We start from the raw sequence: 24,650 nt of genomic DNA, 5'->3' as shown, positions 1-24,650 counted from the left end.
GTAAAAATAAATGGTATTTAGCGTACGTACTTTTAACAATATCAATCAAATCGGTCTTAAGGAATTAGGTAATAAATTCCAGATTGACGGAGATCATGCAGCAAATCCAGATGCCTTTATTATTCGATCTGAAAATTTGCATGGATTTGATTTTCCTGAAAATCTAAAAGCGATTGCTCGTGCAGGTGCAGGGACTAACAATATTCCAATCGAAGAGGCAACAGAGAAAGGTATTGTTGTCTTCAACACTCCAGGTGCCAATGCCAATGCCGTAAAAGAGGCAGTCATTGCTTCCATCCTTTTGTCAGCACGTGACTATATCGGAGCGACGGCATGGGCAAATACATTGTCAGGAGATGATGTACCTAAGCAGGTTGAAGCAGGTAAGAAGCAGTTTGCTGGGACAGAAATTTCAGGTAAGACTCTTGGTGTTATCGGACTTGGTGCCATTGGTGCGCGTATTGCCAACGATGCCCGCCGTTTGGGAATGAATGTTCTCGGTTACGATCCTTATGTATCAGTAGAAACTGCATGGACCATTTCAAGCCATGTCAAACGTGTGGATGACTTGAAAGAAATCTTTACCAATGCGGATTACATTACTGTTCATGTTCCTTTGACAGATAAGACACGAGGACTCTTCAATGCGGATAGCTTTGGTCAAATGAGAAAAGGAACAACCTTGATAAACTTTGCCCGCGGTGAATTGGTTAATAATGCTGATTTGTTTGAAGCAATTGAGGCAGGAGTTATCAAGAACTATATCACGGATTTTGGGACAGAAGAAGTGCTCAACAAGGACAACATTATCGTCTTTCCGCACGTTGGTGGGTCAACAGAGGAAGCAGAGCTCAACTGTGCTATTGCTGCTGGTCAGACCATTCGTCGTTTTATGGAGACGGGTGAAATTATCAACTCAGTTAACTTCCCAAATGTGAAACAATTCCTAGATGCACCGTATCGTATTACCTTGATTAATAAGAATATTCCTAATATGGTAGCGACGATTACAACGGCTGTATCTGAGTTGGGAATCAATATCGATAATATCATCAATAAGTCTAAAGGTGACTATGCCTATACTTTACTTGATTTGGATGAAGCGGATAAAGTGAAAATTGAGCAGTTGGTTGCTAAATTTGAAGCAACGGATGCAATTGTCAAAGTGCGTGTCATTCAGAATAAAAACTAATCATGCTGTATAAACAAATCTATCACAGTCCACTTGGGCCCATGTCATTAATGGCTAGTGATAAGGGATTAAGAGGGGTCTGGTTTGAAGGGCAAAAATATTTTGAACGAGGCTTGAACGAGAAAGCTATTTTAGCCTCCCATCCCATTTTAGACCAGACAGCTCGATTGCTTGACAAGTATTTTTCAGGGGATCAGGTGGACTTTTCAACCCTTCCATTAGAAGCTGTGGGAACAAATTTCCAAGAGCATGTCTGGCAATTATTGAAGATGATTCCGATTGGTCAGACGACTACCTATGGACAACTGGCTCAGCAACTGGGCCTTCGTTCTGGTCAGGCAGTAGGAGGTGCAGTTGGGCGTAATCCTTATTCTATTATTGTTCCTTGTCACCGAGTTCTCAATCAGAAAGGACAGTTGACAGGTTATGCAGGTGGACTGGATAAGAAAATCTGGCTCTTGCGACATGAGAATCCAGAATTTGAGGTGAAAGATGATTTTATTTTATGAGTATCCAAAATGTTCGACTTGCCGAGCAGCAAAAGCGGAGTTGAAGAGTTTGGGATTGGAATTTGAAGCTATTGACATTAAGTCAACACCGCCTAGTGCAGAGGAGCTAAAAGCTTGGATGGAGGCGACAGGACTAGAATTGAAAAAGTATTTTAATACTTCTGGTAATAGCTATCGTGAATTAGGCTTGAAAGATAAGTTTGATAGTCTTAGCTTGGAGCAGGCACTTAATCTTCTAGCTAATGATGGTATGCTGATTAAGCGTCCCCTACTGATTCAGGATGGTAAAATCTTACAGATTGGCTATCGAACAAAATACGAAAATCTCGGTTTATAAGCCGAGATTTTGTTTATTATAGCGCATATTCTATTGAAATATATTCATGATGTTTTTTCAAAAGATAGAGCATCTGAGGCTTATCTTCTAAGAGTTTTTGGATAATTTCGTGATGGACATTGTGGAGATGGATTTTAACGCGAATCTTCATGCCTTGTTTGAAAATATGGATTTCGACATCATTGCTATCTTCCTTTAAGTAAGGCTCCAATAGCTGATAGATAGAATCATGTATTTCAGGGAAATGGATCGTTCCGTTGGCGAGTTCCTTGAAAGATGCCACTAATAAGTTCCAAGGTTCCTTAAATGAAATGATTGCTAGTGCTAGTGTCAAAAAGAAGTCACCAGTATAATGCAGGAAGCCTAACCAAGAGTTGATAGGAACAAGATAGAGCAGAAGAATTGCAATTCCAATTGCACCTGAAATGAGTCCGTCTATAAGGTTGCCTTTTGCTTCTGCTAATATGATAGTAGACAGATGATTGACTTTGGCACTCATATGGCGGTTGTATAGGTAAAGCCCCATGCAGACAAAAAACATGGTTATGGTATAAGGTAGAACGGGACCTGTAGTCATTTGATGACCGATTCCATGAACAAAGTAAGCAAAGGCTGTCGCGCTAGTTTCAAGTACAGCAAATACAAGGAGTAGTAGAGTTGCGAGAGATTTCATGATAGCGTAGAGAGGTTCTAGAAAATACAGTCCTTGAGGAAATGTCTCGGTTTTCCGATGGCTATTTTTCGATATGTAAACTGCAACTAAGGACGAAATAAATGCTATTAGAGAAAAGACTCCGTCTAGGAGGAGGGCATTTAGGTCAGTCATGATATAAACGGCAATGCCTGCTAGTCCAGATAAACCGTTCACAACAGAGGAAACAGTTAGAGATTTGCGTTCGATAGTTTTATGGTCCATAACCCCTCCTTTTAATGTATATCTATATATTTATTTTATCATAAAATGACATCGCTTTCAAATCAAGCAAATTAAAACAAGGTAGAGTGATAAGAAATAAAGGCTTAAAACCCTTGCAATAGACCTACGGGTTTTAAGCCTTTAATATCTGTTATCTGATAATTGAAATCATGTTATACTCTTCGAAAATCAAAATCAGACGTTGTTGACTTGATTTGATGAGTGAAAGGCTCCAGTGGAACCTTTCAGCCTGTTACCTTGAAACAAAATAGTAACAGGGTTCTATCTGCGTAAGTAGAAACGAACTACGTTCGCTCTATCTCCAACCTCCAAAGGTTCCCCAAACCTTTGGAGCTAGTCTGATTTTGATTTTCATTGAGTATTAATATCCACTATTAGAATGAAATCTCCATTACAATTGGTGTATGGTCCTGACGAGCACCGGAGTCAATCATATCTGACTTACTTACTTTGTCGGCGATGCGGTCGCTGACAAGCCAGTAATCAATTCTCCAGCCTGTGTTGTTGATTTTACTGGTGCGGCTACGTTGTGCCCACCAAGTATAGGCGTTGAGAACATCACCGTGCAAGTGGCGGAAGGTATCTGTAAAACCTTTTGCGAGAAGATTTGTAAAACCTTGACGTTCTTCATCTGTAAATCCTGGAGATTGACGGTTACTTGCGGGATTAGCAAGGTCAATTTCCTTGTGAGCAACGTTGTAGTCACCTGTTGCAAGAACAGGTTTGTGGCTATCAAGTTTTGCTAAGTAGTCAGCATACTGTACATCCCAGATTTGACGGTCAGCAAGTCGTTTCAAGCCATCACCAGCATTTGGCGTATAAACTTGTGTGACATAGAAGTCGTCAAATTCTAGCGTGATGATACGCCCTTCAGAATCCATGGTTGTTGGAGCACCAATCTCAGGGAAGGTAATGGTTGGAGTTAGATGGTTTTTGTAGAGGAAGAGCGTACCAGCATAGCCTTTGCGAGCTGGTTCTACAGATGAACGCCAGGTATTGGCATATCCAGGGAAGTAGCTTTCCAAAATTTCTAGATGCTTTTTAGTCGGTCCCTTATCTGACAATTTTGTTTCCTGAATGGCGATAATATCAGCGTCTTCTGTCACAAGTGTATCGATGACTGCGCGTGATAATAGGGCGCGCGGAGATTCTGCAGTCAATGCAGCGTTAAGAGAATCAATGTTCCAAGAAATGAGTTTCATAATTTTCCTTTTCTAGTCTGTTACTGTTTTACATTATACCAAAAATAAAAGTTGCAGGCGAATATGGAAACTTGAAAAAAATTTTATAATTCTTGTATTATAACATTAAAATTGTGATACAATAGAACTAATAAATCTGTGTCAAGGAGGTTATTATGAAAAGAAAATTATTTGTTTTTGCCTGGTTAGCCCTAGTTTTGGAAATGCTAATCTACTACTGGTACCAGCTGCCTGCTTTAAATATTTTGAGTGTGGACTTCTGGATATTTTTCCTTCAATCTGTCGGACTGGTTTGGCTCATACTTTCCATGTTCAGCTCCAAAGGTGCTTTTCAAAAGGTGACTAAGATTTCCGGTCGCCAAAGACAAGTAGATACCTATCAGATTAAAACCTCGCAACTGCCAGCTTACTTAAAATGGTTGGGACGAATTTGGGTATTGGTTGTCCTGGCTTTGTTGGGGCTGGGGCTTATCAACTCACGTGTATTTCGTGCTAAGGATTACGCTGCTGTCATAAGCGTCAAGGATGCGGATTTTAAAGCAGATTTTCCTGAAACAGACATATCCAAATTGGCCCTCCTAGATCGCGCCTCAGCCGAAAAAATCGGTGATACTTATCTAGGTACCATTGACAAGGTCTCCCAGTTTGGCATTTCGGATGATTATCGCCAGATTACTATCGGTCAGCAACCATTCCGTGTATCGCCTTTGGAATATAAGAATTTTTGGAAATGGCTGAGCAACCATCAAGATGGGATTGGTTACTACGTGAAGGTTAATCAGACAACAGGGAAGGCAGAACTTGCCAAGTTGAGCAAAGCCATGCACTATTCAGATTCCGAATTTTTGCTGAATGATACCTTACGTCATCTTCGCCTGCAATACCCGACAACTATTTTTGGGAAACCATCCTTCGAAGTGGATGACCAAGGAAATCCATATTATATTGCAACGATTTACGAGCCAAAATTTGGACTTTCATCAAATGATCCGATTGGTGCTATTGTATTGGATGCAGTAACAGGGGAAAGTAAGAAGTATAGTCTGGAGGATATTCCAGAGTGGGTAGACCGTGTTTATTCGGCAAACAATGTTATCAGCCGTGTAGATGACCACTATACTTATCAAAATGGTTTCTGGAATACCATTTTCAGTCAAACTGGTGTGAAAAATACAACAGACAGCTATAATTATATTTCTATCGGCTCAGATATTTATCTCTACACAGGTATCACCTCAGCAACTGCTGATTCATCCAACCTTGGATTTATTCTTGTCAATATGAGAACTCGTGAAATTACCAACTACAAATTGGCTTCGGCGACTGAAACAGCAGCGCAAGAGTCCGCAGAAGGTGAAGTGCAGGAAAAAGGCTATAAAGCCACTGCTCCAAGCCTGGTTAAGTTGGCAGATACAGCCTACTATTTAGTATCCTTGAAAGATGATGCCGGCTTGGTTAAATCATACGCTCTTGTTGATGCTGAAGATTATCAACAGGTTACTGTTAACAACGATATTGCGCTCTTAATTTCTCAAGTCACAGGAACGGATGCTTCTAGCCTTTCAGGATTGACGGTGACTGAAAATGGAGAAGTTGGTGAACAGACTGAGGTTATCAGTGGAAAAGTAGAAGCTTTAGCGAGTCAGACAATTGGCGGTACGACAATCTACTATATTGAGTCTGAGGGCAAGATTTATAAAGTCAAAGCAACGGAAGATAGTACAGATCGTTTACCGTTTATCAAAGTAGGAGATCACTTTAGCGGTCAGTTAGATAAGAAAAATTATCTTAAAAACTTTAAGGTTAATCCAGAATAATCATAAGAAAGAGTGAGGTAGACAAGCCTTGCTCTTTTGCTTGTCATCACCCATGCGAAATATTTCAACTTATGGTATAATGGGGCGTTGTGGTTCTCTGACAGGAATCGGTAGCTTGTTCTGTCGAGTATCCCTATTCTTATTCTGAAGGAGTATTTTGTGAGTTTATTTAGAAAAAAACAAGCAGTCGGTCGCAATAGTCAAATGCGTCGGCATTTAGGCTTGATTGATTTGATATTTTTAGGTATCGGTTCGATGGTTGGAACAGGTATCTTTACGGTAACTGGTTTGGCAGCAGCCCAGTATGCAGGTCCAGCTCTGATCATCTCAATTGTTATTGCAGCAATTTCAGTCGGACTAACAGCTTTGTTTTACGCAGAATTTGCCTCTCGTATACCGACTAACGGTGGTGCCTATGGTTATCTCTACTCGGTTTTTGGTGAATTTCCTGCCTGGATTGCTGGCTGGCTGACGATCATGGAATTCTTGACTGCTGTATCGAGCGTTGCATCTGGTTGGGGAGCTTATTTGAAAGGACTCCTAGCTAATTTTGGTATCGCTATGCCAACAGCTTTGAGCGGAACTTTTAACCCCGCTGCTGGTACCTATGTAGACCTCTTACCAGTTATCGTCTTAATTTTCGTAGTAGGAGTGGTCTTGCTTAATTCTAAGGCGGCTCTTCGTTTCAATTCAGCCTTGGTAGTTTTGAAATTTTCAGCGTTGGCATTATTTATTTTAGTAGGGTTATTCTTTATCAAACCAGAAAACTGGTCGAACTTCTCTCCTTTTGGATTTGGTGCCATTTATGGTGGACAGGCGGGAATTATGGCGGGAGCGTCTCTCATGTTCTTTGCCTTCCTGGGATTTGAGTCTATTTCATTAGCGATTGATGAGGTGAAAAAACCTGAGAAGAATGTACCAAAGGGAATCGTATTGTCTCTATCTATTGTAACAATTCTTTATATTGTAGTGACATTAGTCTTGACTGGTATGGTTCACTATACTAAGTTGAATGTAGCAGATGCGGTTGCCTTTGCACTTCGAGAAGTTGGATTGGATTGGGCAGCGAGTTATATTTCTATTGTAGCAATCCTAACATTGATTACAGTATGTATTTCGATGACCTACGCCTTGTCGAGAATGGTCTATTCCATCAGTCGTGATGGTTTGCTACCGAAATCATTGAGCCGATTGACACAAACAAGCAAGGTTCCTAAAAATGCGACCATTCTTGTGGGGATTTTTGCAGCCATTTGTGCAGGTATTTTCCCACTAGCAAGTATTGCTTCCTTCCTCAATATCTGTACCTTAGCTTATTTGATCATGCTGGCGCTGGGCATTATTCGTCTGCGTCAAGTCGAAGGTTTGCCAAAAGATGGACAATTTAAAACACCTCTTGTTCCCTTGTTACCTATCCTCTCGATTATCATTTGTCTTTCATTTATGTTCCAATATAGTTTAGATACTTGGTTAGCATTCGGAGTATCCGTGGTCATTGGAATTTTGATTTACTTCTTTTATGGTTATCGTCATTCGGAAGCCAAATAATAGATTTCCCTTCTTTATTTGAAGGGATTTTTTGTACAATTTTTTTATAGAAATAATGGAAAACTTAAAAATAAAATAGTATAATATATACAATGATACAGATATATGAAAGGAGAAACGCAATGTCTAATAGCGATATTCGAGCTAAAGCAACGGTTATTCGTGAACAAACAGATGGGATGATAACCTTGTTTTTGGCACCTGTTTTGATTTCTTTTCTGTCAGGAGTGGCGGAATTTGGCTTAAAACAAATCTGGGGGCAAACTAGTACTTTCTCCTGGGGCACAACTATTGTGAAAGATGGTGTTACTTGGACCCATCATTTTATTTCTGTTGGTCCGTCAATCATATTTGATTTTATTGCACAATGTTTAATTGTGACAGCTTGTTTTCAACTAATAAGACTGGTGAGAAAGCAAAGAAGCAAGGTTAGCTTTACGGAGTGTTTCACTTTGCTAGATGGGAAGAATTTTTTACCGGTTTTTAGTATGACATTATTGAAAATGCTGGTCTTGTATTTAGCAAGTTTCCCTGCTGTTATTGGAATGATATTGATAAACCTAGTTTTCTATAGTACCATTGTCATCTTTGGTGCTCCTATTGATTATCAGCCTGATTTTTCAGCTTTTTTCAGTTCGTCTTATTTTCAAACAGGATTTATACTGGTATGTGTAGGGATTATTTGTAGTTTATTTGTAGGATATGGGCTCAGTCAGGTCTCTTTTCTTCTCTATGATTATTTGGAAAACAATACCTATTCTTCACCATTTAAACTCTTCAGTCAGAGCTGGCAGTTGATGAAGGGGAATAAATGGCGCCGTTTCCTCTTGGATTTATCTTTTGTTGGCTGGTTTATTGGGGTTCTTTTGACGTTTGGGTTTTTGGGACTTTACGTATATCCCTACTATTGGACTTGTCAGACTATATTTTATGAAGATTTGAAGTCCAAGAATCCATTGGTGTTTTCAACTTATAAATCAGCTATCTCTTCCACAGTAGCCTAGGGAGTATGGTGATAACAAATTATTAGGAATCCCTTCGTATTTTGGAGGGATTTTCCTGTTTTTAAGAGATGTTCTGGAAAATTAATGGATAAAGTTTTATACTAATAGTAGGATGGTAAAGTAGTCCGATGTAGATAGAATATTTGCGACGTGACTTTATAAATAAGGAGAGAAAATTGGAGGGGAATTGTGATGAGGACGAATGATATAGTATCAAGAGCGATGATGACTCGCGAGCGGACAAGAGGTACAACACTACTATTTTTGCCCTCCATTTTGCTATCTATTGTTTATGCTATACCAGTAACAATTTTTCGTCTACTGACATTTCTAGAGCTCCGTCAAAACAGTGCTTTTGTGGAGGGGCGATTGGTGTCTTCAATCGGGTTGACCTATTTAGGTGAGTTCGGCTTCGCTCTGCTGTTACAGCTGTTCATCGGTCTGTCCTGTTTTCATTTATTGGAATTGTTAAGAGGGGATAGACAGGAGTTTTCTTTAAAAGATAGTTTTTCATTTCTAAAGACAGAATGGAAGAAGCCTATCTGGACCACTTTTCTTTATTATTATTTGCTTCTTTTTATGGCTGGACTTCCAGCTAATCTAGGGGCTGCTTTATTTATTAAAGGTTTCACAATGAGTAGTTTGATGGTCTTATCTCCGGGGGCAATGGCAGAGCTGGCAGTTCATCAGCCTAGTCAATTAATGAAGATAGGGGCTCCGATTTTCCTGCTAGGAATGATTATTTACCTTTTTGTCTACTATACCTACTCACAGGTTGTATTTGTCTTGTATGACCATTTGGATAATGCTAGTTATACTGGTCCCCTGGCTGTATTTAGGGAAAGTCGTTTCTTGATGAAAGGGAACTATTGGCAACGTATTTGGTTAGATTTATCCTTTTTAGGTTGGTTTATTGGGGAATTATTGACCCTTCATTTGTTATCTTTTTTTGTGACTCCTTACTATCATTTATCTAGGACTATTTTCTACGAAAAATTGAAAAACAAAGACTGTCAGCTGTAGAGTAGCTAACAGTCTTTTATGATTATAGGGAGCTTGTTTTGGGCTTGAAATAGAGGTCGTAAACCAACCAGGAAATCATTATTCCTTGGACAAGCAAGCTGATGACGGAGCCTTCTACACCAAACTTTCCACCAGATAGCCACTCAGGACCAGTGATACCGATTTGAACAAAGGCTTGACCAGCATCGGTGCCGCTGACTGGGAAAGCAAAAACATTCCCTTGGAAACAGTTCCACGCAGCGTGTAAGCCACCAATCACCCAAATATTGCCTGTTTTGAGCATAATGAGGCAGGCAAGAACGGCAAATAGGGTTAAATCCAAAATTGGAATGAGTGAAATAGCATTGTTTCCGAGGTGGAGAAATGTGAAGAAGAGGGAAGAAACAATGATACCAATAGGAATATTGTGTTTAGCTGAAAGTGATGAGAACATCCATCCTCTTGTTAGAATTTCTTCTGTCGTACCCTGGATAGACCAGGCAAGGATAAGGATGATAAATTCTCCGACTAATTTTGTAGAGAACTGGATGCTTGTAAATTCAATTGCGCCTAATCCCCACATGATGAGTGTACAAGTGGTCAGCATTGCAGCTCCGATTCCCCAACCTAGTAGAAAATCTTTTCCCGCTCCTTTTTTAGTAAAACCAAGTCCTGCCCACGGGCTTTTTTCAATATACCGTGCCCATAAAATGACCATCAGGCTGATAAAAGCGAAAGCGAACAGTTCAAAACTTACAGAAAGGGTCTCGTTAAATGGGAGTAAAAAGCTTATTGGAGTGAAAATAACTGCTCCAAGTGAATCTCCTACTAGCAACAAAATAATAGCTACAATAGGAGAGGTGATGATGTTGAGATTGAAAGCTGATTGAGCCTTCTCATTGATAAATTCGGTTTTCATAGGACCTCCTTTTGCCAGATACTTTACTAGTTCACTATTCTACCATATTTTTCCAAAGAAGACTAGACCTAATTTCCTAGTATATGGTAGAATAGTACAAAGCTATATAAGGAGAATAGTATATGGAATTGAATCAATGGCTAAAGTCCTTCCAATTGAAAGATAATCGACTAGTGGGCCCATTCTTCTATGGCACACCTCTTGCTCTTAGATTTGAAATCGGGCCTGCAGACGAAGCAGAAGAATTACCAAGAGCAATCTATCTTGAAAGAGCCTATGCACGTGCAGTAGAACTTTTTGAGCAGGCTAGTTCAGAATACGACTATATGCTCCTTTCGCTCCTTCGACAGGAAGATAGGGATATAGACACCTACCTCTGGCATTTTTCATCGAAATTTAACTTTGACAAGGTTCCTGAGCCTGAGTTGATAGAAGTGGAGGACTGGACGGGAGATGTGCTAGTCTTTGAGCGCTATCTTTTCCCAGTTACCAACCAAGACCTGAACGCTTTGTTGAGGGAGATTGTCAAAGCTGACCATGGAGGTTTTAACTATCTATCAAGTTCTGTTCTCTTCCTATCTAGTCAGGACAATATCATCTATCATTGCTACGATGATCGGGGAGTTGATATTGCTGTTTTAGATGATGACAAACGTTTGGAGCTCTTTACAGACTGCCATGACCTCCTATTTGACTATGATATGGAGGAGATGGAGAGAAGGGTGAGGGGGTAGGAAGAAAATGTATATCTGATGACCGTCTTCTATAGTAATTAGGATATTATAGTACATAACTAATTTTTAGGGAGCAAATCAATGCCTTACCGTAAATTAACATCAAGAGATCGGACTTTTATCAAAGGGCAGACGGACCGCTTGTTGAATCAAATGAATAGCAATGCGGAATATTTGGCGACCGTCCAGACCTATGAGGCGGCCAAGGCTCGTGCCAACCAAGCCTATTTGGCTATGGAGCTGGAAGACGACCCAGAGAAAAAGCTACGACTGGCAAAATTAGTTGAAACCTATTCTGCCCAAGCCCAGTCTATATTGGATGATTGGGAAGCGAGGAATAGCAGAGCTGAAAAAGAAGCTAGGAATTTAAAGTTAATCTTGTGGCTGACCGTGCTCTTTGCACTTAGTTTTATCTTCCCTGTCAATATTATTCTAGCCCTCCTATTTGCAATCTGGTTTTATCGGAATTACCTTCGTTCAAGCAGAATTGCCCAAGTGCCTAAGACCACTGCGAGCCAGTCATTAGTGACGGAAGAGGAAAGTTATGAAGACTGGCTGACAAAAAAGATTGTCACACTTAACAAAGACAAGCGTGAGTGGACAGAGGGCGTACTTGCGAAATATGACAGTTTGGATGAAATAGCAGCAGGTATTGGTAAAATTAATGAGATAGATAAAGAAGCTGGCAAGAGCATTCTTCAACGTTATCAAGCAATCTTAGCTGATATTGAAAAATTACCAGATTCTGACCAGAAAACCTATTATTTAGATTTTCATCGAGAAATGATAGCTGATTTGGGAAATGTATTTGAACAACTCCATATCGTATAAGAACACCGGAAACAGTTCCAAACTGGTTCCGGTTTTTCGCTATTCGTCAATAGATAAGACTGAAACTATTCTTTTATAGAGAAGATAGACCTTATACTCTTCGAAACTCAAAATTATCCGTTGTCAACTTGCCTTGATGAACTCCAGTTCTATCTTCGGCTTCGTTTCCTAGGCTACTTTTGATTTTCATTGAGTATTAGCTTTCTACTCGGCTTGTATCATATCATATGTATAGCATGCGAAGGAAGACTTGTATTTAGAACCGCTTTGTGATTTAGCTGAAAATATGATAAAATAGGATGTTGTCAATAACAGGGTTTCATTTGCTCTGAATTTGAAAGGAAAAAAGCATGACAAAAACACCGTTTTATATAACCACACCGATTTATTATCCGTCTGGAAAACTTCATATCGGTTCAGCCTACACGACCATTGCCTGCGATGTATTGGCTCGTTACAAACGCCTTATGGGGCATGAAGTCTACTATCTAACAGGGCTTGATGAGCACGGACAAAAGATTGAGGAGAAGGCAAAAGAGGCTGGTCTAACACCGCAAGCCTACGTTGACGGCATGGCGGTTGGCGTCAAGGAGCTCTGGAGCTTGCTAGACATCTCTTACGACAAATTTATCCGCACGACTGATGATTACCACGAGGAAGTGGTGGCGGCTGTTTTTGAAAAATTGCTGGCGCAGGACGACATTTACTTGGGAGAGTATTCTGGATGGTACTCCGTATCGGACGAGGAATTCTTCACCGAGAGCCAATTAGAAGAGGTCTTCCGAGATGAAAACGGCAAGGTAACAGGTGGTATCGCTCCGAGCGGTCACGAGGTTGCCTGGGTTTCAGAAGAATCCTACTTCCTCCGCCTCAGCAAGTATCAGGATAAATTGGTCGAGTTTTTCAATGCTCACCCAGACTTTATCCAGCCAGACGGCCGCCTCAATGAAATTATGAAAAACTTCATCGAGCCAGGCTTGGAAGATTTGGCAGTATCCCGTACTTCATTTACTTGGGGCGTACCTGTTCCGTCCAATCCTAAACACGTTGTTTACGTATGGATTGATGCCCTGCTCAACTATGCGACGGCCTTGGGCTATGGTCAGGAAGAAAGAGCCAACTATGACAAGTTCTGGAATGGCACAGTTTACCACATGGTTGGGAAGGACATTCTTCGCTTCCACTCCATTTACTGGCCAATCATGCTCATGATGTTGGATATGAAGCTGCCAGACCGCTTGGTCGCTCACGGCTGGTTTGTCATGAAAGATGGCAAGATGTCCAAGTCTAAGGGCAATGTGGTCTATCCAGAAATGTTGGTCGAGCGTTTCGGCCTGGATCCACTCCGTTACTACCTCATGCGTAGTCTGCCAGTCGGCTCTGACGGAACCTTTACACCAGAAGACTACGTTGGCCGTATCAACTATGAACTGGCTAATGACCTTGGAAACTTGCTCAACCGTACAGTTGCGATGATTAACAAGTACTTTGGCGGTCAGGTACCAACCTTTGTTGCTAACGTGACTGATTTTGATGCGGACTTGGCGGCAGTAGTAGCTGACAACTTGGCAAGCTACCACAAGTATATGGAAGCTGTTGACTATCCGCGTGCCTTGGAAGCGGTCTGGAATATCATCTCCCGTACCAACAAGTACATCGATGAAACAGCACCGTGGGTCTTGGCAAAAGAAGAAGCAGACCGTGACAAGTTGGCAGCGGTTATGGCTCACTTGACAGCAGGTCTTCGTGTGGTGGCACACCTCATTCAACCATTTATGATGACGACGTCAAATGCTATTATGGAACAGCTTGGTTTGGGAACAGAATTTGATCTTGAAAACCTTGACTTTGCAGGTCTTCCAGCTGGTTTGACAGTGGTCACAAAAGGTACGCCTATCTTCCCACGTCTGGATATGGAAGAGGAAATCGCCTATATCCAAGCCCAAATGGGTAGCAGCTCTGCTATTTCCCAAGAGGAAGAAAAAGAGTGGAACCCGGCTGACGTTGAACTCAAAAATGAGAAAGCCGCGATCAAGTTCGAGGACTTCGACAAGGTGGAAATCCGCGTGGCCGAAGTCAAGGAAGTCGCCAAGGTGGATGGCTCGGACAAGCTGCTCAAGTTCCGCCTGGACGCAGGTGACGGTCAGGACCGCCAAATCCTGTCAGGTATCGCCAAGTACTATCCAAATGAGCAGGAGTTGGTCGGCAAGAAAGTCCAAATCGTTGCTAACCTCAAGCCACGTAAGATGATGGGCTTGCTCAGCCAGGGCATGATCCTCTCAGCCGAACACGACGGCAATTTAACACTCTTAACAGTCGATCCATCAGTACCAAACGGCAGTCAGATTGGGTAAGAAAGTTCAAACACTCAGCACAGCTGGGTGTTTTTTTGCGAACTAATATAGAAAGGAGGTTTTATGTTAGTTGCACTTGATGAAGATGGACAAGTTTTTAATGTCTTGGAAAATCCTGCGCCGCAAGGTCGCTTTTGCTGTCCAGGTTGTGGAGGACTGGTCCGATACAAATCCGGAAAAGTTCTGCGTTCGCACTTTGCCCACGTAACCCTGCGGGACTGCACATACTTTTCCGAGAATGAGTCGGCCCAGCACCTGTCCCTTAAGTCTTGTCTGTACAGTTGGTTAATCAATGACGAACAAGTTGAACTTGAAAAATGCCTGCCTAGTATAGGGCAGGTCGCTGATTTATTTGTTAATAATAGTCTAGCTTTGGAAGTACAGTGTTCCAGTCTACCCATTTCTCGTTTGCAGGCGAGGACGCAAGCCTATCATGAAGCTGGTCTTCAGGTTCTCTGGCTGTTGGGAAAAGGCCTATGGTTAAAAGAAAGATTAAGCAAATTACACAAGCAATTCCTCTCTTTTAGTATGAACATGGGTTTTCACCTCTGGGAATTGGATGATGAGAAAAAAGAATTGCGTCTTCGTTACCTTATTCATGAAGACTTACGAGGTAAGGTCCACTGTCTGACAAAGGTTTTTCCATTTGGCGAGGGAAATTTATTGGAAATCTTGCGTCTGCCATTTGCCAAGCAAGCTTTATCGCATCTTACTTGCCCGTTAGATAGGGATTTGCCTCGCTACATTGCTCAACAGCTTTATTACAAATCCCCCAATTGGTTAGCCCTACAGGCAGAGTCTTATAGCCGAGGGGAGAATTTGCTGACAAAGACGGCAGAAGAATGGTATCCCCACATCCGTCTACCCCGCTCTGCCATTGGCTTTGCCCAAATACAAAAAGATTTAAGCCCAGTCTATCAGGATTTTGACCAGTATTACGACAGTATTGAAGACAAGCAGAAACAGGTTCTATATCCACCTATAATTTATAGAAAACCAATGTAAATAGAGATAGCTGATGGAGGTGTATATATTGCTTTTGAAAATATGCTCGTTATTTTATGTTAGTCATGCTACTGTTGGTGAGGGTTGTAGACTTTATTATCCTAGTGGCGACTTGCTATAGCGAATGCCAAAAACTATTTTCCAGTTGAATAGTAACCAATAAGCCCTCACTTTCCTATGGAAAGAGGGGATTTTTTATGTTAGAATAAAGGATACGGAGGATTAATTATGTCTAAACAACGTTACGAAATTGAAGAAAAATACCAGTGGGATTTGACCACTATTTTCCCAACCGATGAAGTCTGGGAAGCAGAACTTGCAGATTTACAAGCTGAAACTGAAAAAACAAAAGAATTTGCAGGTCACTTGCTCGACTCAGCGAAGAGCCTTTTGACAATCAGCGAAACGCAACTTGGTCTAATGCGTCGCATTGAAAAACTCTATGTCTATGCGTCTATGAAGAACGACCAAGATACTCGTGAAGGCAAATACCAGGAATTTCAAGCTAAAGCCATGGGCTTGTATTCGGTCTTTTCACAGGCTTTTGCCTTCTATGAGCCTGAATTTATGGCCATTACTGAAGAGCAGTTGGAAGCCTTTAAGGCAGAAGAGCCAGCTCTTGTTCAGTACAGCCACCAATTTGAAAAACTTTTAGCGGCTAAGGACCATGTCCTGTCACAAGAGGTGGAAGAAGTATTGGCAGCGACCAGCGAGATTTTCGAATCACCTGCTGAAACCTTCTCAGTCTTGGACAATGCCAGCCTGCGTTTCCCAGAAATCGCAGATGAAGACGGTCACTTGGTGCCACTTTCACACGGTAACTACATCCACTTTATGGAGTCTAAAAACCGCGACGTCCGTCAAGAAGCCTATGAGGCCATGTACGGAACCTACGAGCAGTTCCAGCATACCTACGCTAAGACCCTTCAGTCTAATGTCAAGGTCAATAACCTGAAAGCTCGTTTGCGGAAGTACGATTCAGCCCGTCACGCATCACTTGCAGCTAATTTCATTCCAGAATCCGTTTACGATACATTAGTGGTGGCAGTCAACAAGCACCTTCCGCTCTTGCACCGTTACATCAATTTGCGTAAGAAACTCCTGGGTATTGATGACTTGAAGATGTACGATATGTACACACCATTGTCAGATTTCAGTACCAAGATTTCTTATGAAGATGCTCTCAAAAAATGCCAAGAAACCTTGGAAATTTTCGGTGAGGAGTATTCGGCTATTGTGAAGGAAGCCTTTGAAAACCGCTGGATTGATGTCCATGTTAATGAAGGAAAACGCTCAGGTGCCTATTCAGGCGGTGCCTACGACACAAACGCCTTCATGCTTCTCAACTGGCAGGATAACTTGGATAACATGTACACTCTTATCCATGAAACAGGCCACTCACTTCATTCTATGTTGACTCGTAAGACTCAACCTTATGTCTATGGACATTATTCCCTCTTCTTGGCTGAAATTGCTTCAACGACCAATGAAAATCTTTTGACAGAAAAACTCTTGGCAGAAGTAGAAGATGACAAGGAACGCTTTGCCATTCTCAACCATTACCTAGATGGATTCCGTGGTACAGTCTTCCGCCAGACCCAATTTGCCGAGTTTGAACAGGCTATCTATAAGGCAGACCAGGAAGGTCAAGTCTTGACGGCTGATTTCCTCAATGAATTGTATGGTCAGACAAACGAGAAATACTACGGACTTTCTGCAGAAGAAAATCCAGAAATCCAGTTTGAGTGGGCTCGTATTCCACACTTCTATTATAATTTCTATGTCTATCAGTATGCGACAGGTTTCGCAGCAGCATCAGCTCTAGCAAACAAGATTGTCAATGGTAGTCCAGAAGACAAAGAAAACTATCTCAACTACTTGAAGGCTGGTAGCTCAGATTATTCCCTCAATGTCATTGCCAAAGCAGGCGTAGACATGACCAAGGAAGATTACCTCAACGATGCTTTCAAGGTATTTGAAGCTCGTTTGGAAGAATTAGAAGCTCTCGTTGAGAAAGGTGTGCACCTCTAATATGATTTCCTATAAACGTTCGATTGTGATACCAGTCGCAGTCAGTATTGGTTTGGTCTTGATTGGAATTGGCTTAATGACAAAGCCGGAACCAGCAGTGGTTTCAGGATTGTGTTATTTATTGCTGAATATTCCGTCAGCATTATATGCTTATTTTTTGCGCAAACAGGGAGCTGTCTTTGTCTTGAATGAGCAGTATTTAGAATATCAAAGCAGAGCAGGAGGAGACTATCAGCGCCATTCGTTAGAAGAGATTGCGGAGATTCGATACATCGTTTCTCCCGTCTATCGTGGCTATCAGTCGAAACGTTTGCGAATCGTAGGAAATAAGGGAGTACTACTTGCAGTCGTCAATTTGAATAAGCTTGATGGTGCAGATTTTAATGATATTTACCATTTTGTAGAGCAAGTGGCACCGCATATAAGATGGGATTTTTCAAATTCATAATGGAGGTATTATGTTAACGGAAGAACAGCTACAGGACATTTTTGAACTGGCGGACCTCATGTCAAATGGTGACAGGGAGCTATTTCTCCAACTTAGAGATGTGGTTTTTGCTAGTGATCCGAATCAGATTCTAAACTCTATTGAACGCATCCTAGAACCAGATTCATTCGATGATTTCTTGGACCGTGTTGGGGAGTCTGAAAAGGAAAATCTTTGGTTAATCTTGATAAAATTACTAGAGCATTTGAACTATATTTGTGTGCGTGATTATAAGGATAATCTTGAAGATTTTATCTACTTTTTTGACCGTCTTCATCAAGTCCGCAATGCAGGGATTTCTCTCAAATTGGATTCAGATGGATTAAATCCAGCTGCCTCTATTTCAGAATGGGCAAGAGTCGTTGATAGCAAATATCTTGATGAAAACTTTTGTCTAGGGGCAGTAGATATGGACACGGATAGTTACTATCTCTTTTTCAGTAAGCAAGCGACTTTTGTTCGACTTCAAGAACTAGCTGGAAATTTAGGGTATCGAATTGATTACGCCAAAAATATGTAAAGAAAAGGTGGGGAAACCTACCTTTTAGTGTGTTGAGGAAGAAAATCTTGTCGGCTTATGATATAATGGATTCTATGGTCGAATCATATAGCAAAAACGCAAATCACAATATGCGCCGTCCTGTCGTTAAGGAAGAAATTGTGGATTTTATGCGAACACGTCAGGCGCAAAATACAGGTTTTTTGAAAGAACTGGAAGAGTTTGCTCGTCAAGAAAATATTCCAGTCATCCCTCATGAAACGGTAGCCTATTTCCGCTTGCTGATGCAGACACTTCAACCTAAACGTATTTTAGAAATTGGAACTGCTATTGGCTTCTCTGCGTTACTGATGGCTGATAATAGCCCGCATTCGAAGATTACAACGATTGATCGAAATGAAGAAATGATTGGCTTTGCAAAGGAAAACTTTGCCAAATATGATCAGCGCCAGCAGATTGAATTGCTGGAAGGGGAAGCCATGGATATTCTTCCGACTTTACCAGATAACACATATGATTTTGTTTTCATGGATTCTGCTAAATCAAAATATATTGTATTTTTACCAGAAGTCTTGAAAAAGGTCAAAGTAGGCGGTTTAATCATTTTGGATGACATCTTCCAAGGAGGAGATGTTGCCAAGGACATCAAGGATGTCAGAAGAGGGCAGCGTACTATTTATAAGGGATTGCAACGTTTATTCGATGCGACTTTGGATAATCCAGATGTGACTGCTAGTCTTGTTTCCATGAGTGACGGTCTCCTTATGTTGAGAAAAAATAGGGAAAATGTTGACTTAAAACATACAGAAATTTAAGAAGTTTTTAAGCTTTTGTGTTATAATGAAAGGGTTAACGAAAAAAAGGAGAGAGTCTTTAAATGAAGCAAACTAAAAAAATTCTCGCGGGAGCAGTAACACTCTTTGCTGCGGTAACACTCGCTGCTTGTTCCAATGCAGCTGATAAAGATATCATTACGATGAAAGGCAACACGATTACTGTGTCTGAGTTTTATGAGAAGGTAAAAACAAACTCTCAAGCTCAACAAGTTCTATTGTCAATGATTATTAGTAATGTATTTGAAGAGCAGTATGGTGACAAAGTGACTGCGAAAGAAGTCGACGAGGCTTATAACAAAATGGCAGAGCAATATGGTGATTCATTTGCAACAGCTCTTTCTTCAGCTGGCTTGACTCAAGAAACATACAAAGAACAAATCCGTACTAATAAATTAGTTGAGTATGCTGTAAAACAGGCTGCTGAGAAGGAATTGACCGATGAGAACTACAAGGCGGCTTATGACGCTTATACACCAGAAGTGACTGCACGTATCATTAAATTGACAGACGAAGCAAAAGCAAAAGAGGTTTTAGCTGCAGCACAAGCTGAAGGTGCAGATTTTGCTCAATTGGCAAAAGACAATTCTACGGATACTGCTACAAAAGACAATGGAGGCGAAGTTAAATTCGATTCAACTTCAACAACTGTTCCTACAGAAGTTCAAAAAGCGGTCTTTGCTTTGGATGCAGGTCAAGTAGGGGCATCCGTTATTTCAGTAGTAGATATGACAACTTATACAACTAGCTACTATGTTGTAAAACTGGAAGCAAAGTCAGAAAAATCTGCCAAATGGGAAGACTACAAGGATAAGTTGAAGGAAATTATTTTGGCGCAAAAGCAAAGTGATTCAACATTTGTTGCTACTGTGCTGAAAGAAGCGCTCCAAAAAGCAAACGTTAAGGTTAAAGACAGTGCTTTCCAAAATCTTCTTTCACAATATGTGACAACAGAAGAAAGCAGTTCTTCATCAACGGAAAGTAGCTCTTCGTCGACTGAAAGCTCTTCTTCTACAACAGAATCTTCTAGTTCTTCAGGTCAATAATTGACGCTTTACTTATTAAGAATAGATACTTGATTACTTAGTTCAGAAAATTGGCGGTTGTTGCGAGCCATCTAAGCCAAGTATCTTGCTACTTAATAGAACAATTGAATATAGGTTATGAAATGAGAATGACAAGTCATTGAATGAAGGTGGTACCGCGGTTTTTCGCCCTTCGTTTGGTTTCTTGTTATTTTTTTGAGGTTATCATGAAGCAATTTCAAGTCAAACAACGCTTTACCTTTGGTGGTGAAAAATTTGATATTCGTGATAGTTTTGGGGATCTTGCTTATCAAGTGGAGGGATCTTTTCTCGAAATTCCAAAACGCTTTATCGTGACCGATTCCAGAGGTGGGGAAGTTTGTCAGATTACTAAGAAGTTTTTGACCTTCCTGCCCCAGTTTACCATTGATATGGCAAATGGTCATTCTTTCTACTTGCAAAAGGAATTTACTTTTTTCAAGGATCGCTATACTTTGGAAAATCTAGGTTTAATCTTAGACGGAAATATCTGGGATTTGGATTTTCGCTTGAAAAGGCCAGATGGTATGCTCGTAGCCGAAATCTCCAAAGAACTCTTTCATTTAACTTCTCATTACTCCGTTACTGTATTGGAGGACTCCTATGCAGATTTGGTCATTTCCTTGGTGGTCGCAATTGACTACATCGAAATGATGGAAGATGCATCGAATTAATCGTGAAATAATCATTCAGTTTAACTGTTTCGTTAAATTGAACCCGCCTAACTATCACTTATGAAAGGAAAGGGCATCGAGTTTATTCTGAAATGAACTCGGGCTACGGACTTTGTCAAAAAGAGAAACACTTCCTAGACGCAAGCGTCTTCGTCAGGTTTCCTATTTTGACGGTGTCCGCTTAACGCCCTTAGTATCTTAAATTTATGAAAAATTTATCTTCTGCTCAAATTCGTCAAATGTGGTTGGATTTCTGGAAATCAAAGGGGCACTCTGTTGAGCCTTCAGCAAATCTTGTCCCAGTAAACGATCCAACTCTTTTGTGGATCAACTCTGGTGTGGCAACCCTCAAGAAATACTTTGATGGCTCTGTCATTCCTGACAATCCACGGATTACAAATGCTCAAAAATCTATCCGTACCAACGATATTGAAAACGTTGGTAAGACAGCCCGCCACCACACCATGTTTGAAATGCTTGGTAACTTCTCGATTGGTGATTACTTCCGTGATGAAGCGATTGAGTGGGGCTTTGAGCTCTTGACAAGCCCAGAATGGTTTGCCTTTCCAAAAGACAAGCTCTACATGACTTACTATCCAGATGATGTGGATTCTTATAACCGCTGGATTGCTCTTGGTGTTGAGCCAAGCCACTTGATTCCGCTTGAAGATAACTTCTGGGAAATCGGTGCAGGTCCTTCTGGTCCAGATACGGAGATTTTCTTTGACCGCGGTACTGACTTTGACCCTGAAAACATTGGTATCCGTCTCTTGGAAGAAGATATTGAAAATGACCGTTACATTGAGATTTGGAATATCGTATTGTCCCAGTTTAACGCAGACCCAGCTGTTCCGCGTTCTGAATACAAGGAATTGCCAAATAAAAACATCGATACGGGCGCTGGTTTGGAGCGTTTGGCAGCTATTTTCCAAGGGGCTAAGACCAACTTTGAAACCGACCTCTTCTTGCCAATCATTCGTGAAGTAGAAAAGATTTCTGGTAAGACCTATGACCAAGATGGCGACAACATGAGCTTCAAGGTTATCGCAGACCACATCCGTGCTCTTTCATTTGCCATTGGTGACGGTGCCCTTCCTGGAAATGAAGGCCGTGGTTATGTCCTTCGTCGTCTCCTTCGTCGTGCTTCTATGCATGGTCAACGTTTGGGTATTACGGAGCCATTCTTGTACAAATTGGTGGAGACAGTTGGCAATATCATGGAAAGCTACTATCCAGAAGTACTTGAAAAACGTGCCTTCATTGAGAAGATTGTTAAGAGTGAAGAAGAGTCGTTTGCTCGTACTATCCATACAGGTTCACAATTTGCTGAGCAATTGATGGACAAATTGGCAGCAGAAGGTAAGTCTGAGATTGATGGTCGTGACATTTTCAAACTCTATGATACCTATGGTTTCCAAGTAGAATTGACAGAAGAATTGGCTGAGCACCGTGGTATGACTCTTGATATTGCTGGCTTTGAAGCGGCTATGAAAGAGCAACAAGACCGTGCACGTGCCTCAGTTGTCAAAGGTGGTTCAATGGGGATGCAAAATGAAACCCTAGCTGCTATCACAGAAGAGTCTACCTTTGTTTATGGGCAAACAGCTCTTGAGGCAAGCTTATCTGTCATTGTGGCTGATAATGAGCGTACAGAAGCAGTCTCAGAAGGTCAAGCTCTCCTTGTCTTTGACCAAACACCATTCTATGCAGAAATGGGTGGTCAGGTTGCAGACCATGGTTTTGTGAAAAATGCTGCTGGAGACATTGTTGCGACTGTCATCGATGTGCAGAAAGCACCAAATGGTCAACCATTGCACACAGTTGAACTGTCCGCAAGCATTTCAGTTGGTCAAACCTACACACTTGAAATCGAAACAAAACGCCGTAAGGGTGTTGAGAAGAACCACACAGCAACTCACTTGCTCCATGCAGCTCTTCACAATATTATCGGTGAGCATGCAACGCAGGCTGGTTCCTTGAATGAGCAAGACTTCCTCCGCTTTGATTTTACGCACTTTGAGGCAGTTACTGCGGAAGAACTTCGTCGTATTGAAGAAGAAGTCAATGAGCAAATTTGGAATGCCATTCCAGTTGTGACGGTTGAAACTGATATTGACACAGCCAAGGAAATGGGTGCCATGGCCCTCTTCGGTGAAAAATATGGTAAAAATGTCCGTGTGGTGACAATTGGTGATTATTCTGTTGAACTCTGTGGTGGTACCCACGTTGGCAACACCGCTGAAATCGGTATCTTCAAGATTTTGAAAGAAGAAGGTATCGGTTCAGGTACTCGCCGTATCATTGCGGTAACAGGCCGTGAAGCCTTCCTTGCCTACCGTGACCAAGAAGATGCCCTCAAAGAAGTAGCGGCAACCATCAAGTCACCGCAGATCAAGGAAGTACCAAACAAGGTTGAAAGTCTTGCTCAGCAAGTTCGTGACCTGCAAAAAGAAAATGCAGCTCTGAAAGAAAAAGCAGCGGCAGCCGCTGCTGGTGATGTCTTCAAAGATGTCAAAGATGCTAACGGCATTCGCTACATTGCCAGCCAAGTCCAAGTATCAGACGCAGGTGCTCTCCGTACCTTTGCTGACAACTGGAAACAAAAAGACTACTCAGATGTCTTGGTGCTGGTTGCTGCAATCGGTGACAAGGTCAATGTCCTTGTAGCTAGCAAATCAAGCGATGTTCATGCAGGTAACCTCATCAAAGTCCTTGCTCCAATCGTAGCAGGTCGTGGTGGTGGTAAGCCAGACATGGCTATGGCAGGTGGTAGCGATGCTTCTGCTATCCAAACCCTCTTGAACAGCGTAGCTGACAACTTATAATCTATACCGTAAAACTCTTTTATCCAATGGGTAGAAGAGTTTTTTTGTATCTTATTATAGTCATTCTGACCATCATTCGCTACATTTTGACAAATTTCATACACTTTTTGACAAAGATACTTGTCAAAAAGAAAAGGAAGTGTTACAATGATATCAAGACAAAGAGATGAAAACGAATTCATCGGGTAAATAAACAGAAAGTAGGAAATAAATATGAAAAAGATAAATCAAATTGACATTACACGTTTTGTACAACTTATCGCTACCATCTATCTAGTTTTTGTCTTGCTGGCTGACATTATGAAATGGCAGCAGTTGGATAAAACCCATGTCGTTCTTGCTATTTGCACCATCGCAGTGACAGATGAGCGCTTGAAGAAACTAGCTGGCAGAAAAGAGTAAAAGGAAAAATTTGTCGAAAGTAAGTGGTGGAAAGTTATGAAAAACAATAGCAATAAAAAAGGAATTTTGATTACAGGAACAAGCGTTGTGCGAGGAGTGCAGGTTCTAGTTGCACTATATTTGATTTATAGTTTGCTTCAAACCATGGTATTTGGTCAGGAGATGGACATGACGCTCTTGTTGATGATGATGTGGTCTATATGGATTTTGGAAGTCTCTCTCAGCAGCAAAAAGGAGAAGAAAAATGAGTCAGACAATTAAAAACGGAATGAAAGTGTTGGTACTTTTCCTAAGCTTATTTTTGATCAATATTCTGGTGTTTAAAGTTTTATATTGGCTAGGCTTTAAGATGAGTTTAACTGGGATAAGTTATCTATTTCCTCCATTGCTGGCGACATTGGTGACAGCTCTGCTATTTTATAAAAATAAATCTAAGGAGTAGAA

At 41.2% G+C, this 24,650-nt stretch carries 24 protein-coding genes; 21 read left to right on the top strand and 3 right to left on the bottom strand.

The window, feature by feature from the left end; genetic code table 11:
* Positions 1–10 precede the first annotated feature (10 nt).
* The 3 genes from ODU46_RS03210 to ODU46_RS03200 are packed head-to-tail and all read left to right on the top strand — an operon-like array spanning position 11 to position 2,038.
* On the top strand, positions 11–1,192 hold the full coding sequence (locus ODU46_RS03210) for a phosphoglycerate dehydrogenase (RefSeq protein WP_014638089.1): 1,182 nt from the start codon (positions 11–13) through the stop codon (positions 1,190–1,192).
* Positions 1,193–1,194: 2 nt separating this feature from the next.
* Positions 1,195–1,701, top strand: a complete 507-nt coding sequence (locus tag ODU46_RS03205; RefSeq protein WP_114866663.1) for a methylated-DNA--[protein]-cysteine S-methyltransferase — start codon at positions 1,195–1,197, stop codon at positions 1,699–1,701.
* A complete protein-coding gene (locus ODU46_RS03200; RefSeq protein WP_002935368.1) occupies positions 1,685–2,038 on the top strand; it encodes an arsenate reductase family protein in 354 nt (117 codons plus the stop codon). Before ODU46_RS03205 ends, ODU46_RS03200 begins: the two co-directional genes overlap by 17 nt.
* A 16-nt stretch (positions 2,039–2,054) precedes the next feature.
* On the opposite strand, the gene ODU46_RS03195 is transcribed toward ODU46_RS03200, so the two are convergent.
* Together ODU46_RS03195 and ODU46_RS03190 are read right to left on the bottom strand one after the other, a co-directional pair.
* Positions 2,055–2,954 (bottom strand): cation transporter, encoded by a 900-nt coding sequence (locus ODU46_RS03195; protein WP_114866662.1) that lies wholly within the window; start codon positions 2,952–2,954, stop codon positions 2,055–2,057.
* 395 nt (positions 2,955–3,349) lie between these two features.
* The gene (locus ODU46_RS03190) at positions 3,350–4,177 is read right to left on the bottom strand and encodes an exodeoxyribonuclease III (RefSeq protein WP_012775042.1); all 828 of its coding nucleotides are present in this window, start codon (positions 4,175–4,177) and stop codon (positions 3,350–3,352) included.
* A 155-nt stretch (positions 4,178–4,332) separates the two neighbouring features.
* On the opposite strand from ODU46_RS03190, the gene ODU46_RS03185 reads away from it, so the two are divergent.
* The 4 genes from ODU46_RS03185 (at position 4,333) to ODU46_RS03170 (ending at position 9,569) form a co-directional block, all read left to right on the top strand.
* A complete protein-coding gene (locus ODU46_RS03185) occupies positions 4,333–5,994 on the top strand; it encodes a hypothetical protein (RefSeq protein ID WP_105115666.1) in 1,662 nt (553 codons plus the stop codon).
* 159 nt (positions 5,995–6,153) lie between these two features.
* Positions 6,154–7,542 carry an amino acid permease gene (locus ODU46_RS03180; protein WP_398579217.1) on the top strand — a complete coding sequence of 463 codons (1,389 nt, stop codon included), beginning with the start codon at positions 6,154–6,156 and terminating at the stop codon, positions 7,540–7,542.
* Between the two features lie 122 nt (positions 7,543–7,664).
* Positions 7,665–8,546 (top strand): DUF975 family protein, encoded by an 882-nt coding sequence (locus ODU46_RS03175; protein ID WP_398579216.1) that lies wholly within the window; start codon positions 7,665–7,667, stop codon positions 8,544–8,546.
* Positions 8,547–8,918: 372 nt separating this feature from the next.
* Entirely contained in the window at positions 8,919–9,569 is a 651-nt protein-coding gene (locus ODU46_RS03170) for a DUF975 family protein (RefSeq protein ID WP_398579215.1), read from the top strand.
* Between the two features lie 22 nt (positions 9,570–9,591).
* Here ODU46_RS03170 and ODU46_RS03165 read toward each other — a convergent pair whose 3' ends face one another.
* Complete coding sequence (locus ODU46_RS03165; protein ID WP_253215326.1) at positions 9,592–10,467, bottom strand: CPBP family intramembrane glutamic endopeptidase; 876 nt, start codon at positions 10,465–10,467, stop codon at positions 9,592–9,594.
* A 122-nt stretch (positions 10,468–10,589) separates the two neighbouring features.
* Here ODU46_RS03165 and ODU46_RS03160 point away from each other — a divergent pair, with 122 nt between their 5' ends.
* The 14 genes from ODU46_RS03160 to ODU46_RS03095 all read left to right on the top strand — a co-directional run bounded on the left by ODU46_RS03160 (position 10,590) and on the right by ODU46_RS03095 (position 24,648).
* Positions 10,590–11,201 (top strand): DUF3885 domain-containing protein, encoded by a 612-nt coding sequence (locus ODU46_RS03160; RefSeq protein ID WP_336372529.1) that lies wholly within the window; start codon positions 10,590–10,592, stop codon positions 11,199–11,201.
* 81 nt (positions 11,202–11,282) lie between these two features.
* The gene (locus ODU46_RS03155; protein WP_336372530.1) at positions 11,283–12,032 is read left to right on the top strand and encodes a hypothetical protein; all 750 of its coding nucleotides are present in this window, start codon (positions 11,283–11,285) and stop codon (positions 12,030–12,032) included.
* A gap of 350 nt (positions 12,033–12,382) precedes the next feature.
* Entirely contained in the window at positions 12,383–14,386 is a 2,004-nt protein-coding gene (metG, locus tag ODU46_RS03150; protein WP_398579214.1) for a methionine--tRNA ligase, read from the top strand.
* 63 nt (positions 14,387–14,449) lie between these two features.
* The gene (locus ODU46_RS03145) at positions 14,450–15,391 is read left to right on the top strand and encodes a competence protein CoiA (protein WP_398579213.1); all 942 of its coding nucleotides are present in this window, start codon (positions 14,450–14,452) and stop codon (positions 15,389–15,391) included.
* A 228-nt stretch (positions 15,392–15,619) separates the two neighbouring features.
* Complete coding sequence (pepF, locus tag ODU46_RS03140; protein WP_398579212.1) at positions 15,620–17,422, top strand: oligoendopeptidase F; 1,803 nt, start codon at positions 15,620–15,622, stop codon at positions 17,420–17,422.
* A 1-nt stretch (position 17,423) separates the two neighbouring features.
* The gene (locus tag ODU46_RS03135; RefSeq protein ID WP_205028372.1) at positions 17,424–17,870 is read left to right on the top strand and encodes a hypothetical protein; all 447 of its coding nucleotides are present in this window, start codon (positions 17,424–17,426) and stop codon (positions 17,868–17,870) included.
* 10 nt (positions 17,871–17,880) lie between these two features.
* Positions 17,881–18,429 carry a DUF6630 family protein gene (locus tag ODU46_RS03130; protein WP_024384845.1) on the top strand — a complete coding sequence of 183 codons (549 nt, stop codon included), beginning with the start codon at positions 17,881–17,883 and terminating at the stop codon, positions 18,427–18,429.
* Positions 18,430–18,503: 74 nt separating this feature from the next.
* The gene (locus ODU46_RS03125; protein ID WP_043034995.1) at positions 18,504–19,223 is read left to right on the top strand and encodes an O-methyltransferase; all 720 of its coding nucleotides are present in this window, start codon (positions 18,504–18,506) and stop codon (positions 19,221–19,223) included.
* A 62-nt stretch (positions 19,224–19,285) separates the two neighbouring features.
* On the top strand, positions 19,286–20,287 hold the full coding sequence (gene prsA / locus ODU46_RS03120; protein WP_109371642.1) for a peptidylprolyl isomerase PrsA: 1,002 nt from the start codon (positions 19,286–19,288) through the stop codon (positions 20,285–20,287).
* A gap of 143 nt (positions 20,288–20,430) precedes the next feature.
* Complete coding sequence (locus ODU46_RS03115) at positions 20,431–20,979, top strand: LURP-one-related/scramblase family protein (protein WP_398579211.1); 549 nt, start codon at positions 20,431–20,433, stop codon at positions 20,977–20,979.
* A gap of 206 nt (positions 20,980–21,185) precedes the next feature.
* Positions 21,186–23,804: an alanine--tRNA ligase gene (alaS, locus tag ODU46_RS03110; RefSeq protein WP_398579210.1), complete on the top strand. Its 2,619-nt coding sequence runs from the start codon at positions 21,186–21,188 to the stop codon at positions 23,802–23,804.
* A 213-nt stretch (positions 23,805–24,017) separates the two neighbouring features.
* Positions 24,018–24,206, top strand: a complete 189-nt coding sequence (locus ODU46_RS03105) for a hypothetical protein (RefSeq protein ID WP_158457022.1) — start codon at positions 24,018–24,020, stop codon at positions 24,204–24,206.
* A 36-nt stretch (positions 24,207–24,242) separates the two neighbouring features.
* On the top strand, positions 24,243–24,467 hold the full coding sequence (locus tag ODU46_RS03100; RefSeq protein ID WP_230333704.1) for a hypothetical protein: 225 nt from the start codon (positions 24,243–24,245) through the stop codon (positions 24,465–24,467).
* Positions 24,451–24,648, top strand: a complete 198-nt coding sequence (locus ODU46_RS03095) for a hypothetical protein (RefSeq protein WP_230333702.1) — start codon at positions 24,451–24,453, stop codon at positions 24,646–24,648. Before ODU46_RS03100 ends, ODU46_RS03095 begins: the two co-directional genes overlap by 17 nt.
* Positions 24,649–24,650: the final 2 nt, after the last annotated feature.

Origin of the sequence: Streptococcus sp. 2020WUSS089 (assembly GCF_044427405.1) — a bacterium.
GTDB lineage: Bacteria > Bacillota > Bacilli > Lactobacillales > Streptococcaceae > Streptococcus > Streptococcus hashimotonensis.
The sequence above is the reverse complement of the archived record's forward strand: the minus strand, read 5'-3'. Positions and strand labels throughout refer to the sequence as shown.